A 14,389-nucleotide genomic window follows, 5' to 3' on the forward strand; every position below is an offset into this window, starting at 1 on the left:
ATCGACCGGCGCAGCTACCAAGCCACCACCAGTATCGACATCGTCATCCCCGACCCTTGACGACCACACCAACCACTTAACTGAACGGCGTTGCTTCTAGTTCTGCATCGTCGGCGGCCAAGACCCGGACCCGACGATTCCATCGTGGGATGTCGTCGAGCAGGTCGGCTGCGATGGTCGCTTCGCGGTAGCTGCCGACCAGGAGAAGAGCTCGCCGACGGTTGTCATCGCCGATCTGGCGAAGTTCGTCGTCCAGCGGGCTCGATTGGGTAGCGGTCGACTTTCCCAACCGGGTGATCATTTGGCGTAAGACCGCCGGACGTGTCTCGGTGGACGCCCCCGACAATGTCAAGGCCCTGTCGCCGTCGTAGAGGAAGTGGGTCCGGAAACTCGTCTGGCGGATAGCGTCCAGGGCGTCGTCGTGAGGTTTCAGGATGGCTTTCACCGGGACGAGGATGTGCGCGCGGGTCGATGTGCCGGCCCAGCTAGTGCCGGACATGAGGACCACGTGTGGGCCGGATCTGCCGTTGCCGGGATCGGACCCGAGGGCGGACAGATTCAGCAGTAGTTCTCGGCCGACGCCTGCGCAGCGGAAGAACCGCAGGATGCCGCTACGCCGGTCGTCTTTGCCCGGTTCAGGATCGTCGGTCAGGTACTGGAAGCCCAGCACGTTTCCCATGGGGGCTTCGGGCACGACGGGTGCGTAGTCCAGCGGTGGCCGGCGGGCAAGTTCGTTGTCGGTGGAGTCGAGGTGTAGCGCGGCTTCGACCTGCGGCCATAGGAATGTGACCCGGTTGAGGCGGTGATGCAGCGTTGCTAGCAGGAGTGTGAACTCCAGCCGCAGCGCGGTGCGTTCGAACCAGGGCTCGGTTCCCCAGATATCGACCGGGTCGGGGTCTGCCTCGCCCGGCTTGGGACCGGGTTGGGTGAGCGAGTCGTCGAGGATCGGAGCGCCGGTGAGGAGAAGGTCGAGCATGGTACGGACGCGCTTGCGGCTGGCGCTCGCGTCGAGGGTGTGCATGAGGTCATGTGCGCCGGCGATGAGGGTCTGGGTACCAGGTTCGCGGGGTCCGTGGTCGCCGAGCGGATCGTCGCGGAAGGCGTCGAAGATGGCGATGACCTCGCGGCGCCGCCCGGCCCACGGCTCGGTGTCGGGTGTGGGCAGATCAGCGGGGTTCTCGTCGGGGTCCAGTGGGTCGGCTGTTTCGTAGACGTCGTTGTCGGTCTTGTCGTCCCCGGGTGCGGACGGGTCGGTGTGCTGCTCGGGGAACCACTCGGCCATGAGCTTTTCTTGCAATGTCCAAGCACTGAAGTAGTCGGTGTCGGCCCAGTTGCGTAGTGACTCGTCGTTGATGAGCATCGCGTAGATGCGGTTGGTCGCGGAGCTGACAACGTCGAGGGCTTTCGCCCAGCGTTCGACGTCCTCGTCCGACAGCGGCAGGCGGCCCTGGCGAGCGAGTTCGTTAATCTTGTGGGTGTGTAGTTTGTCGAGCCAGGACTCCGGACCGCGGGTGACCAGTGTCGCCGACGGGGCGAAGGCAGCGTCGAGCTGCATCTGAACGCGATCGGCCTCGTCGACGAAGACGATGTCGCTGCGTAGGCATGCCAGCTCCAGCCGGCGCAGCCGTTCTTCGTTGAGGTGGTAGGGCACGCCGCTTTGCAGGAGGCTCGCGGGGTTGGCGACCCAGATCAAGGCGTCGACCATGTCCCGGTCGATGCTGTGGCGGGCGCATTGGTTCCAGATCGGGCATCCGTGGGCCGGGATGCGCTCTTCGTCGGTGTCGTCTCGCGCGGGCGCGCTGGTGAGATAGTCGGTCACGGGATAGGTTTCTGGCAGTTCAGACTTGCCGTCCGGTGACTTCGGCGGGGCGACTGGCCGGAGGCTGACGCAGGGCGCGTCGGCGTAGCGCAGTGGCTCGGCGGCCTCCAGGCCGCGCAGCGCGTCGATGACACATGCGGTGCTCAGGTCATCGAACCCCGGGTGATCATGAGCAAGCAGGGAATTCGAGCCGCGGGCGGCGAGCCGGCGGTGAAGCCGGCCGGTGTGCCGCTCTCTGGTTGTCCCACCCAGGACCGGTGCGGCGCTCAGCCCGAAGTTGCGGAACAGGGTGGTGAGGGTGAGCTGTTCGGCGACGTCTCCGACGACCAGGGTCGTGCGGAGACCCTTTCTCGCGGCCCAGACCGCGACCATGATCATTAGGGTGCTCTTGCCGGCACCGACCATGCCGACGAGGTGCAGCATGCGGTCTAGGCGAAGGATATTCGAACGCTGGAAGGACTTGCCGTCTGCGTTGAGAGTCTCCAGATGGACGTCCTCAAGTCGCTTGACCCAGTGGCCGGACGGGAGCCCGAGCTCGCGTTCGGTGTTCTCCATCCACTGGGCGGTGGCGTGAAGCTCGTCGCGTGAGATGTCCAGAGGCCGGCCGGCGGCGCGGGGTATCACGGACAGGTCGTGACCGGGCATGACCGGGAAGCGCAGCTGCTCGGGAATGTTGACCGAGGTCGGACGTCTGCGATCGCGGAAGAGGTTCGGGCCTGCCGGGGCTAGAGGCAACGCGTGTCGATCGAAGTCGGGAAGCTTCGACAGCGCCTCGTCGTACCGCGTCAGGCGGTCTACGACGATGGTGGCGGCGCCCGGGTAGGCCGTCTTCAGGTCGGGCGAGACGCGGTAGGCGCGTAGCCTTTCGGGCAGGGCACGGTATGCCGCCAGGCGCTGCAGCCAGGTCCGGCGGCGACGCAGCCTCCACAGCAGATGACGTGCGTTCACGATCATGGCGAGCTGTTGAGGATTGGATGCCAGGCCGGTGGCTGTGGCGAACGGGTATCCGCCTAAGAGGGTGTAGATACCGTCCGCGCCGGCGACGCCCGACGCCGGGTCGGCGTCGACCTGGAGGCGCTCCAGCAGCCGCAGGCCCAACTCGACCTGGCACAAGACCGCCGGCTTGAGCGCTGTCGACTCCTCGGGCCATACCCGTCCCAGCTCTTTGGCTATGGGTTGGTACCACCTGCTGCTACTGCGCATCGTAGGCTCCGTTGTCCGGGTCAGGTGCTGCCAGATGTACGCCTGTCTCGCCGCGCAGCCTCGCGTGTACTCGGGCGATCAGGTCACGGTCGGTAAGCAGCGCCAGTCCGGCGGCTTCGGGTGCGCGGTTGCGGTAGAACATGGCCACGTAGCCGCGGTGGGCATCGGCCTGGGCTTGAGGGACGACCCAGCACGCTTCGTCGTAGGGTGGATCGGGTCGCACGGCTCTGGCCGCCCGTCCGAGCAGCCCTGGGTGTTTCCAGTCCTTGACGTCGATGGCCCACACATGCCCGTCCGGGAAGGTCACTCGCAGGTCGTAGGCGTCGAATCCCGGCCACATCCCGATGTCCACCGACGAGCCGCGATGCCGTAGCTGCCCGAGCCGGTTTTCGAGGTCGACCTCGGCACGGCCGGGCCCGGTTACGAACTGCCGTAACGGACGAACCAGCTGGAGCACCTCGCCGGCCTCGGCTTCGACCAGGATTCGGCCCGTAGGCGCGGTTCCGGTACGGCGGCAGGCGTCTCGCTCGCACCACCAGCGTCCGCCGGAAAGCGGGGTGAGCAGGGTGAGGCAGCGCCCACAAGTCCGGTATGCCCCGTCCCTGCGGTAGGCCACAGGTGCCGAGGTGTAGCAGTGACCGATCAGTTCGGCGACTGGCTCGAGGAGCAGATCGGTCGCGACCTGGAATCGTTCATCGCTGTTGAGTACCGGCTTGGCGACCAGGAGTCTGCGGAACGCCGTATAGGACTCCGGTGACGACGCCTGCGAGCACAGCCGCATGGCCGCTCGGACGACATCGCGGTCGAACTTGGTGGCGGCACTGTCGCGGCTCTGCACCCACCACTCGTGACACAACTGGGTGGGCACGAACGCGTCGGGGTCGATGAGGTAGTCGTCGGGGCCGAACGCGTCGGGGGGCAGGTCAAGTGGCCAGTCCTCCAGCGGTCGGGTCCGGCACCAGAAGAGCAGGTCAGGCAGACTGCGAGGGGTCTCCTGCACCCCAGCGAGCAGGCACGCCAGGATCAACCGGTCCAGCGCCCGTTGGGCTTCGGCCGGGTAGGGCATGGTGAACGCGGCCAGTCCGGTGACATCGGCGAGGCGAATCACTGCGCTGGCGATGGTATGCAGCAGTGGAACATGAGGATAAAGGCTCCAGTCCTCATGTTGGTTGAAGGTGGTGGGCATCAGCGTTTCCCGTTCAGGTCGTCAGTGCGCCGAGGTGATCTTGGCCTGGCTGGCACCAGTCGAGGGCTTCGCAGCTGGCGCAGGCTGCTCCGGGCTGGGGCTCATAGGTAGTGTCGCGAATCCACGGCTTCGCCAGGTCGTCGATGACCTGGCGTGCCTCGTCGACGACAGCCGGGCGAGCCGGATCGATCTCTTCCAGGGTCACGTCGTCGGGGGTGAGCAATTCCAGCTCCACCCGAGAGTGCGCGACGATGCCGCCGAGTGCGCCCGCGTTGAGCATGAGCACCGCTAAGGCAAGCTGCGGATATTGGCGCAGCAGCGGCTTTCCTTCGAACAGTTTGCTCGCCGACGTCTTGGTCTCACGCCAGATCCAGCCACCGTCGCGGCTGTGCACCAGGTCCGGCGTGGCCGTGAACACGAGGTTCATTTCGTGATCGAAGCACGTGATCTGTGGCTGGATTAGCACCTTCTCGGAGGTGCTGAGACCGTCCAGGGGGCAGAACCAGCCATGGTGTGCCGCCATGCGTGCGGCCGCGTCCGCGTCAATGGGCGGCAGCGAGAACCGGTCAGCCAGCCACATGCTCACGTCCGGCCCGGATTGGGCGCGGCAGGCAGTGCGGTCGCGGTCCGCGTGACGCTCGTTGAGCCACGCGTCAACGGCCCGTCCCCTCCTGATCGCGTTGCTCTCCGGCCGTGTCGACTTGAGTTTCAGTTGGCGCAGGATGTGGTACTTCGCAGGACAGTCCTCGTAGTAGCGCAGGTCCGACACCGACATGTTCATGCGGCGTCCGCTCGGGTGGCCCGCCGTCAGCGACAGCAACCCCGGTGTTCTCGGCAGAACACTGCACCCTGTTATCGCCTTGCAATCCAGGCAACTCGAGCCGGGCTTGGTCTGCATGTCCCCGACTACCCGCGACAAGACCGGGGCGGCATCGGCAGCGAAGTTGTCATCTACCTGCCTACGATTCCAGTCGGCCAGCACGCTGAACGACCCGTCGGCGCATCCGACGTCGATGACCCGGGCTCTCGAGGGATGTTTCGGCTCACCGATTTGCGGCCGCCTCGCCGGAGTCATTTTGTGTGGAGCCTTCCAGCCGCCTACCGCAGAGCCGCCGAACATTGTCACCTTCGCGGCCGCCGCGGTCTCGCCAGCCGGTCGCTCGGTCTTGGCGCGGCCGAACGAGAGCAGCCACAGTTCACGCACCTCACCGTCGGCGGATGTGTAGCGCCGGCCCCATGCCGTCTGCTCGTACGTCCTGGCGCCCCGCGCGTCGGGCTGGCTCAGCTGCCGCTGGATGACCCACTTGACGTCCACCGCCCGCGTCGTTGGCTCGCCTGCTGCCAAGCGCGCCGCCTGATCGGCCTGGCGAGCCGTGAGGTAGTGCGAGATCGCCAGCTCGGTCCACTTCAGCAGACCGGGGTGAGCCGGAGCCCGACGATGGTTCCTGAATGTCCCGCGCGTCTGCCACATCAGGCTCAGGACTTCTGTCTGGCTGAGTCCGAACCGGGGGAACTCGATCCGGTCCAAGGCCGCCATCAGTGGACCGAGCGCGAAGTCGGCCAGCGGAAGGGTCAGCTCAGGAGCCTCCGGGTCTGCGGTCACCAACGGCCGCGCCTCGAGGCTGCGTCCAAGCGGGCAGTCTTCGTCAGCCTCCCGCGCCGCGGTGAGGTTGGTGCGGATAAGGGTGATCTCGCCAGCGGTTCCGTCCGGCCTATGCCAGGTTGACATAAAGTAACCTCGATGCGGCGTAGAGGCTGACCGATGCCAGTCGACCTGTCAGGACACTCACTCAAGCACACTCGGCGATATCTGTAAACTCAGTACACTCACACAGCGCTCTGAGCGTGGTTCACTGTACGGGACTTCGCTCCCGCGGAGCCGATCCGGCGCGTGCAGCACTCCACTCCACATCAGAGGACGGTCATGAAACCAGGCGACGCGCTGAACCACCGGTACGAGCTGGTCGAGCGCCTCGGCAGCGGCGGCATGGCCGAGGTCTGGAAGGCCTCAGATCGGCGGGAACCACGCCTAGTCGCGGTGAAGATGCTGCGTTCGGACCAGTTCCTCGCGTCCTACGCCGGCGACGATGCTCGCCACGCCGACCTACTCATGGCGCGCCGGCGCTTTCGGCGCGAGGCCAATCTCCTCAAGCAACTGCGCCATCCCGGAATTCCTAGGCAGTTCGACATCGGCAAACACGGCGACGATCCGTATCTCGTCATGGAATACGTTGACGGCGGTTCGCTGCATCAATTCCTAGAGACGAACAATCCCAGCATCAGCACGATAGCGTCGATCGTCGTACAAGTAGCCGCTGCCCTGGACGCCGTACACGCACTGCCCGTCGTCCATCGCGACCTCAAACCACACAACATCCTCATCGCCGCCGACGGTACCGTGAAGTTGATCGACTTTGGTGTCGCGAAGATACTCAGCCCCGGGGCCACCCAATACACCCGGCAAGGCTCCACGGTGGGCAGTAGGGGCTATCAAGCCCCGGAACAAATCCTGGAAGAGCAGGTCACCCCTGCCACCGATCTCTACGCGCTTGGCTGCATCGTGTATAAGATGCTCACCGGCCGCCCACCGTTTGAGGGAGACGGCCTGGCGAAGAAGCATCTACACGAGGCGCCAGCACCTCCCACCGTATACAACTCCCGAATATCCGCAGACATCGAGCACCTCACCCTGGGAATGCTCGGCAAGAGGCCGGAGGATCGGCCCGAGAGCGCTCTTGCGGTACTTGAAGTATTCACTAAATATCTTCCCAAGCCGGGTGATCCCGCCCCTTCGCCGAGGATCAATCCGGATCCGACAGCGTACTTCCGCAACGTACGAACCTCGGACACCTCGCAAAGGGCGATGCCCGCGGCGAAGCAGCCGTCGCACCCTCGGGCGGAAGGCCGCCAGTGGCTCAGTAAGCGAGAAGTCGCGGCGTCGCTGGCCCGGCTCGGCACAGATCCGGTCAAGCTACAGGAGGCTTCCGCCGAACTCTGCGACCTGCTCGCAGCCGCACAGCGCCAGTGGGGAGTACGAGAACAGGTGGTGTCCACCGTACGGCAGCAGGCGTCGGATGCCTTGCGGTTGGCTGGCGACTTCGGCCGTGCTGGCGCTCTCTATCAGGACACGATCGACATCGCCGTCGCCGAGTTCGGCGAGGACCACCCCGACGTATGGGAAGGCCGCCTCGGACTGAGCGAATGCCGCATTCCGTTCGGGGACCTGCAACCCGCTATCGGCCTGCTAAGGGAGATGACCGAACTGGTCCGCACGCTACCCGAGCCACCCGCCAGCCATCTGGCTGAACGAGCCATCGCGGTCGCACAGAGTCTACGAGAGGCAGGCCATACCGAGGCCCAGACGTTCATCGACGCCCTGGTTGACTGGCGTTCAGCCAGCTACAGAGGTTGAAGGGCCAAGGTCCGAACTATCTCGGTGGTTCGGGTTCGAGAGTCATGCCGGTGCTGGCGAGGAAGCCGGCGAGGAGATCGGTCCTTAGCCGACAAGCGCGTAGTCAACGTTGACCAGTTCAGCGAGGTGCTCGACGCCGTGGGCGGCGGTGTTGGTCACGCCGCGTTTCATCCAACGCCAGACGCCTTCGGTGAGGTTGAGGTCCGGGGAGTAGGCGGGTAACCGGATCACGGTCAGCCACGGCCGGACGGCGATCAGGGCGTGCATGCGCGGCTGACGTGGGTGTTCAGGTCGTCCCAGATCAGCACTATCGGTGCCTGCAGTCGCTGGTGGGCCTGGTCGAGGAAGGCGATGTAGTCGTCCTCGCTGAAGCTGCCGCGTTCGCCTTTGCGACCACGTGCAGCCGGGTTCACCACATCAGCTGGCCTCGCCGTCCGGGCTTGAGGCAGACCAGACCGGCAATCGAGACCCGTCCGGAGCCCTTGCCGGAGACCTCGACCACCGCCGTGTGACCGCGCCGGGCCCACGTCTTGGCCACCGGCGGTCGCATGACCTGGCCTGCCTCGTCCTGGAAGCAGATCCAGGCGCCCTGCGCCGCCGCTAACCTCCTACCGACGGCCACCGCCCGCGATGCCAGCCGGCGATCGCTTCCGGATCGCGTTCGATGGCGCGACGAGTGGGGACCTGCTGGCTGTACCCGATGCGATGCAGCAGATAGGACACCCCGCGCAGCGTGTAGGAGACGCCGAAACGGCGCTCGATCACCTCGGCCACCCGCGTGAGGGTCCAGCGGGCATCGTCCCAGCCGTGCAAGATCGGACCTTCATCGAGTATCTCGGCCAGCTGTTTCAGCTGCTCAGCGGAGAGTTTGCAGGCCGAGCCGCCCGGCCCGGCCGACGCCAGAGCCTCTGTTCCGCCAGCGGTCCACTGCCGCCGCCACAGACGCACCGACTTCTCGGAAACCCGCAGATCAGAAGCGATCTGCGCGGTCAGTACGGACTCCTCGAACATCATCGCGGCCTCGATCCGGACCTTCTCACGCCGGACCCCGGGCTGCCGCGTTCAGGCCACCACCAGCCGGATACCTCATACCTCCGGCCTACCGAACCCATCGACCCAAATCACGCAAAAACGCCGACGGACGTCAATCTTTCAACAGCGGCCAGCGTCGGAAGCACACGACCGGTCACCTCACCGCTTCGCGATCAAGGTCTGGGCGATCGCCTCAGTACACGTGAGCACGCCCTGCGGAGAGTTGATCACTGATCCTGGTGACCAGGCCTGTTCCGATCTGATGGAGGCCTAGTAGCGTCTCCTCCAGCCGGGCCACTGCCTGGAACGCGTCGCCGTAGGCGCTCTGCTCAGCGAGCGCCAGCTGTAGTACCTGTAGCTTGCGTACATCGATGCGGCCTGAGGATGTGGCATGCGTGCTCGCCTGTCGCGCGTTAGCTGGAGCTCGGAGACAGCCTGCTAGAAACCACGAGTCGAGCAGCTTCGAATTCACCCGCATCGAGTACAGCTGAGGGCCTATGATCAGCGGCTCACCCATGTGCACCCATGCGCGATATGCGCGCTCAACACCCGCCACGATGACGTCGCCTGCCACGGCCATGGTTAGCAGGCCGGCCTCTACCCCCTTGCGGGCAGCCTCCGGTTCAAGCCATCCCCCTGGACGTCCGGTCAACAACAAATCCCTCACGTGCAGCACGGGGACCGCCCCAGGAAAGCCATCCTCAGAGTCAACGTCTGCTTCGACGGGTTGGCCCGTTCGGAGTTTGAGGGCCTCAGCACGATCCAGATCGCTGACGCTTGTCATGCCGACCGTGCGGTGAGGTTCGGCCGAGAACTGAAGCGAGGACAGGCGCCCCGAGTGCGCATCCAATTCGACTAGGATCTTCTTGAAATCGTTCCACGCTTCGCCTAGGTCGACCTGCTCGCCGGCGCTTAAGGGAACATGACGCCCTGGCGTGAGGTCGACCTGCTCGTCCAGCAGCGTCATCACTGAGATGATCCCACACCCGCTAGGCAGCGGCTTGGTCGTACCTGGCCCACGGCTCCTCCCGCCGCGACTTCGAAGTTCATCGAGCATCTGACCGATATGACCTTGGAGGCGTGGCCAGTCGAAGTCCTGCGGCTTGCCGCCTGGCGACGCAATGAAAGCGGAGGTGTCGCACAGGAGGATCTCCTGAACAGCGTTGTCCTGCGCCTCTTCTGGGGGTGCCTGCAGAATCCACAGGTGAAGTGCCACGCTGTATGGCGGGGCGATACCCGGCGGTAGTGCGATCACCGCCCGGACCGTTCCGGCGCGCAATAGCGCACTCCGGATTCGGCGCCCCGCCCGCCGAGACGCTACCGCAGGCGGCAGCAGAAGTACTGCCACACCGTCCGGCGCCAGCCGGCTCAGTACGTGTTCGACCCAGGCAAGTTCCGACTCGGTCCGAGGCGGGACACCGTACTTCCACCGCGGATCGGTGGCCAGTTCTTCATGGCCCCAGTCTCGCTCGTTGTATGGCGGAGCGGAAATGATCAAGTTGGCCTTGATTTGGCTGGGCGTGTCGGTTCGAAGCGAATCTCCCGGACGGACAGCAACCACAGGCAGCTGACCGCCAGCCGCCGTTCGGGGGACGCGATCGTCGCTCTCTGACATGGCATGCCGTTTGCTGATCTCGAGGCCCAGCCGCGCTGACGTCATCGCGACGGACGTGGGATCGATGTCAGTACCCAATAGTGTGCGCCACCCGCGCCTGGCAGCGGCAAGCAGCAGTTCGCCGCTCCCGCACGCCGGGTCCAGCACCGTGCCGTAGGCTTCCAGTCCGACCGGCACCGACGCCATCGCGGCCGTCACCATCAGCTCGGCAAGCTGCGGTGAAGTCACGCTCATCTGGCGGACATAGGTTTCGAGCCATCGACCGAGCAGAAAATCGAAGGTCTTTCTGGCCCCCTCCTCACATGCGATCTCCACGGCTTGGTCCACTAGCGTGACTGCGGCACTGGGCAAATCTTGCGACGGCGCCAATGTCGGCTCGATTTCCCGCGGCAGGAGTTTGAGGCCGAACTCCGCGATCGCCCTGCCACTCAACGCCCGGTCGCCAAGCACTTCGAAGCGCGGCCAAAGTCGCTCGAGGTGGCCTATGTGCTTGAGCTTGCCGTTCGCCAGCAGCCACGACTCAACCTCGATCAACGAAAATTGAGGATTTGCGTCTGTGCCGCCGATAGCGCGAGGAAACGTCGCATGCCGTCGTCGCCAGTTGCTCACGGCGGCGCGTCCAACGCTGGCGATCCGCGCGATCTCTGCGAGAACGACCGGGGTGTCGGTCTCTTCTGGCATCTGCACTCCCGAGTCAGCTGGACGACCGAGCGGTCGCTCAGCGTCGCTTCGCAGCAACATCAATAGACATGACTGCAGCGAAGCATCTGGTTGACACAGTTTACAGCCATCTGCCGTACGCTTGCCCGACCAGGCCAATGCCTGCGACCGCCCCTCCCCTCGTGCCGTCCACCAGGCGCCCGGTTCCGCAGGTCGCCGCAAGAGTCGCCGTCAACCCGTCCTGCCCACAGACCTGCTGCTACAGCTTGCAAAGCAGAAACCGCCGGCGCAGAAGGCGCCCCGCCGCATCGCCGCACATCCGAACGCGCGCCAGCGAAGGCACTGTTCGCCTGCCTGGCTGACCAGCAGGCACGCCGGACCGCCGCGAGCAACTCCGCGCTGCCGGTGGAGAGGATCATCCGACTGCTCACTGACGCCGACATCGGCGTGGCGGCGGCTGCCAACCCGTCCCTCCCGAGGCGGTGATGCGCGAGCTCGCCGCGCGGCAGATTGAGAGGTCGTCTCGCAGACGCCGACAATCCCGGCCCGAGCCGAGCCGTCTCCGGGTTGCTTCTTTGCACACCTACGTGCGTCGGCTGCCTCGACCGGTGCGATCGTGAGCGAGTCGGGTACGTGAACCCGATTCGCAGGATTGCGCAACCACAGCCGACATCCATCGTTCTACGGATGTGCCCCTCATCGATGTCGTCTCGCCGCCATCACCTTCCAGGACGCCTAATACTCCAGCCGTAGTTGCCTGATCTGGAGTTTTAGCAGCTCACCGGCATGATCGACGCCATAGGTGAGCCTGACGCGTAGCTGCGAGTGTCGATGTTATTCGGTGGTAGGTCGTGTGGTCGCACCATCTGTCTGTTGTGGTCAGTCGCAGGGCCGGGCAGGCTCCCGTGCTTGTGTTGATCGATGAGATCGTGGGCTGGCGGGCAGGTTTGGATGATCTGCTGGCGCGATTCGCGCACCGTTTCGGGCGGGCGGAGCCGCGTCGGCAGGCCCTGAGTTACCTGGTTGGGTTGCTGTCGCCGCTGGCGAGCAAGAACGGCTGGACCCTGGCCGAGGCCGCCGGCGACACCACGCCGGACCGTATGCAACGGCTGCTCGACAAGTCAGCGTGGGACCCGGACGCTGTTCGCGACGACCTGTTCGCCTACGTGTCCGAGCACCTCGGCCATGACGACGGGGTGCTGATCGTCGACGAAACAGGCTTCCTGAAGAAGGGGATCAAATCCGCCGGGGTGCAGCGTCAGTACTCGGGCACGGCCGGGCGGACGGAGAAACTGCCAACTCGGGGTATTCCTGGCCTACGCCAGCCCACACGGGCGCAAGCTGATCGACCGGGAGCTGTATCTGCCCCGCGGCTGGTGCGACAACCTCGCCCGCCATGAGGAAGCCGGCATCGCGGCCAGCGTCGGGTTCGCCACGAAACCCGCACTGGGCCTGCGGATGCTCGAACGCGCCATCACCGCCGGACTGCCGGCAAGGTGGGTCACCGCGGACGAGGCATACGGGCAGGACTCGAAGTTCCGGACATGGCTGCAGCAGCAGCGCATCGATTACGTCCTGGCCGTGCCCCGCAACCAGCGGGTCCCGACCACGGTGGGCAACTCCCGCCCTGACGTCCTCGCCGCCAACGCGCCGGCCCTGGCATGGAAGCGTCGCAGCTGCGGTGCGGGGGCCAAAGGACCGCGATTCTATGACTGGACAGTTGCTTCCCTACCCGGCACCGCCGACGGGCACGGCCACTGGCTGCTGATCCGCCGCAGCATTGCCAACCCCCACGGACCTGGCCTACTACCTGTGCTTCGGCCCTGCCGACACCAGCGACGAGACCCTCATCCGGATCGCCGGGACCCGATGGGCGATCGAGGAATGCTTCCAGACCGCCAAGATCGAGGTCGGCCTGGACCATTATCAGGTGCGTCGCTACGACGCCTGGTACCGCCATATAACACTCGTTCTGTGCGCCCACGCCTACCTCGCCGTCACCGCCGCCCACGCCAAAAAGGGGGCACCGAACCCGACCAGAACGGCCTCATTCCTCTCACCCTCGGCGAGGTCCGACGTCTCCTGGCACACCTGATCACCACCACCCGACCCTTCGACCACGTCCATCGACGGTCACGATGGCGACGACGACACCAGTACTGTGCTAAAACAGCCCACTACCAGCGAAGACCCCATCTCTAGCAGGTGCGGCTGGAGTATTAACCGTCGGCAACACCTGTGCGACCTCGCCGCGCAATAGACGGTCCACGGTCATCTCGAGTTCCGTGTACGCCGTCAGGCCAGCTTCCTGATCGAATCCGCAACCACGTCAAGCGCCTCGGCGACCATTTCAGGCGACCCACTCAGATCCACGGGATGGGTGTGCAGGCGCTGGTTACCCCCGACCACTGTGATGACCCGGTCCGGAGCGAGGTCGGCACGGCAGTAGATGAGCATTCCGCGCGGTAGTCGCAGGGCCGTGGTGTAGGCCAGCAGCTGGTAAAAGTCGCTGGTACGCGCTAGACCTCCCCCGGTCAGCTTGTACTTGACGTCCGCAACGAAAACGACCTCCGCGCCCCGCAGGAAGAGCAGGTCGGGGTTCATGGTGACGCGTGGCGAGGCGCTCAGGGGAACGGCCAACTGCTCGAGGACCTCGATCGTGGGGTAGAGCCTCGCACGTAGCTCGTCCCCGATCCACTTCTCGAATAGCTTGTTCATGTCGACCAGGAAGCTCTGCGCTGTCAGGCCCCCCGCGCCCTGGGTGAGGCCGAAGCCCTCGAGGACCAGTCGAGCAAGTGCAAGAGCCGGATAGTAGTGCTCATTGAGCGGTGTGCGTCGGATTAGGTCGCACTCGGTCAACGCGATCGGCGAGTCGCCCACCCCTTCGAGGCGCTGGAGCAGCTCACCGGCCATGCGACGCAGGGCGGGGCCTACTGGCCACCGCACGACATGCCGAACGGCCGCCAGTAGAACCCGGTTCTCGGGTATGTCCGCGGTGAAGTCGTCGAAGCGGCACGGCACTGGCCAGGAGTCCCACGGCCGTGCGACCAGCTGCTGGACGTCCATGCGTCCACGGATCACCGGGAGTCGCTGGTCGACAGCACGGTAGCCGTGGACAAGCCCTCGGCGGGTCGCCCCGTTGATCGCTCGTAGTAACAGTCCCGCGACGCCTTCGACGAAGTCGCTCCGGTCGTACGCCGCCGCGTCGGTTCCCCACCCGACCAGGCCTGCGCCGGAGGTGAACATGGTCAGAACCGTCCGCAGGTCCCGCACCTTGGGCAGGATCTGGATGGTCAGCCGAGGTAGGACCACGGCGCCTACCCAGGAGGTGGCCTGGAGGAAGTACGAACCGGGCTCGTCCGACGGGTTGAGTTCGAGGCGGCCGCCGGGGATGCCGCGGAGCAGGGACACCTCCGCGACGTTGAGAGCTACGGGCCCCGAGGTCTCGTACTCGCGAAGCCT

General features: G+C 65.4%; 9 protein-coding genes and 2 pseudogenes. 2 read left to right on the top strand and 9 right to left on the bottom strand.

Annotated elements, in window-relative coordinates; translation table 11 throughout:
- Window positions 1–76: 76 nt before the first annotated feature.
- The 3 genes from AB0C20_RS04970 to AB0C20_RS04980 are packed head-to-tail and all read right to left on the bottom strand — an operon-like array spanning window position 77 to window position 5,937.
- Entirely contained in the window at window positions 77–3,022 is a 2,946-nt protein-coding gene (locus AB0C20_RS04970; protein ID WP_357567378.1) for a signal recognition particle, read from the bottom strand.
- Window positions 3,012–4,208 carry a hypothetical protein gene (locus AB0C20_RS04975; RefSeq protein WP_357567379.1) on the bottom strand — a complete coding sequence of 399 codons (1,197 nt, stop codon included), beginning with the start codon at window positions 4,206–4,208 and terminating at the stop codon, window positions 3,012–3,014. The genes AB0C20_RS04970 and AB0C20_RS04975 overlap by 11 nt, the downstream gene beginning before the upstream one ends.
- Before the next feature lie 13 nt (window positions 4,209–4,221).
- Window positions 4,222–5,937: a PD-(D/E)XK nuclease family protein gene (locus AB0C20_RS04980; protein WP_357567380.1), complete on the bottom strand. Its 1,716-nt coding sequence runs from the start codon at window positions 5,935–5,937 to the stop codon at window positions 4,222–4,224.
- 195 nt (window positions 5,938–6,132) lie between these two features.
- On the opposite strand from AB0C20_RS04980, the gene AB0C20_RS04985 reads away from it, so the two are divergent.
- On the top strand, window positions 6,133–7,620 hold the full coding sequence (locus AB0C20_RS04985; RefSeq protein WP_357567381.1) for a serine/threonine-protein kinase: 1,488 nt from the start codon (window positions 6,133–6,135) through the stop codon (window positions 7,618–7,620).
- 84 nt (window positions 7,621–7,704) lie between these two features.
- Here the strand turns inward: AB0C20_RS04985 and AB0C20_RS04990 are convergent, their stop codons facing one another.
- The 5 genes and pseudogenes from AB0C20_RS04990 to AB0C20_RS05010 form a co-directional block, all read right to left on the bottom strand.
- Window positions 7,705–7,887, bottom strand: a complete 183-nt coding sequence (locus AB0C20_RS04990; protein WP_357567382.1) for a transposase — start codon at window positions 7,885–7,887, stop codon at window positions 7,705–7,707.
- Window positions 7,875–8,033 (bottom strand): hypothetical protein, encoded by a 159-nt coding sequence (locus tag AB0C20_RS04995; RefSeq protein ID WP_357567383.1) that lies wholly within the window; start codon window positions 8,031–8,033, stop codon window positions 7,875–7,877. The genes AB0C20_RS04990 and AB0C20_RS04995 overlap by 13 nt, the downstream gene beginning before the upstream one ends.
- The gene (locus tag AB0C20_RS05000) at window positions 8,030–8,170 is read right to left on the bottom strand and encodes a hypothetical protein (RefSeq protein ID WP_357567384.1); all 141 of its coding nucleotides are present in this window, start codon (window positions 8,168–8,170) and stop codon (window positions 8,030–8,032) included. The genes AB0C20_RS04995 and AB0C20_RS05000 overlap by 4 nt, the downstream gene beginning before the upstream one ends.
- 50 nt (window positions 8,171–8,220) lie before the next feature.
- Window positions 8,221–8,649, bottom strand: a pseudogene (locus AB0C20_RS05005) (winged helix-turn-helix domain-containing protein); the annotation flags it as partial.
- Window positions 8,650–8,845: 196 nt separating this feature from the next.
- A complete protein-coding gene (locus AB0C20_RS05010; protein WP_357567385.1) occupies window positions 8,846–10,948 on the bottom strand; it encodes an N-6 DNA methylase in 2,103 nt (700 codons plus the stop codon).
- A gap of 890 nt (window positions 10,949–11,838) precedes the next feature.
- Between AB0C20_RS05010 and AB0C20_RS05015 the strand changes: the two are divergent.
- Window positions 11,839–13,022 (top strand): annotated as a pseudogene (locus AB0C20_RS05015) (IS701 family transposase).
- A gap of 200 nt (window positions 13,023–13,222) precedes the next feature.
- Here AB0C20_RS05015 and AB0C20_RS05020 read toward each other — a convergent pair.
- On the bottom strand, window positions 13,223–14,338 hold the full coding sequence (locus AB0C20_RS05020; RefSeq protein ID WP_357567386.1) for a hypothetical protein: 1,116 nt from the start codon (window positions 14,336–14,338) through the stop codon (window positions 13,223–13,225).
- Window positions 14,339–14,389 lie beyond the last annotated feature (51 nt).

The sequence above is a fragment of the Micromonospora sp. NPDC048843 genome, from assembly GCF_040649965.1.
Classification (GTDB): domain Bacteria; phylum Actinomycetota; class Actinomycetes; order Mycobacteriales; family Micromonosporaceae; genus Micromonospora; species Micromonospora hortensis.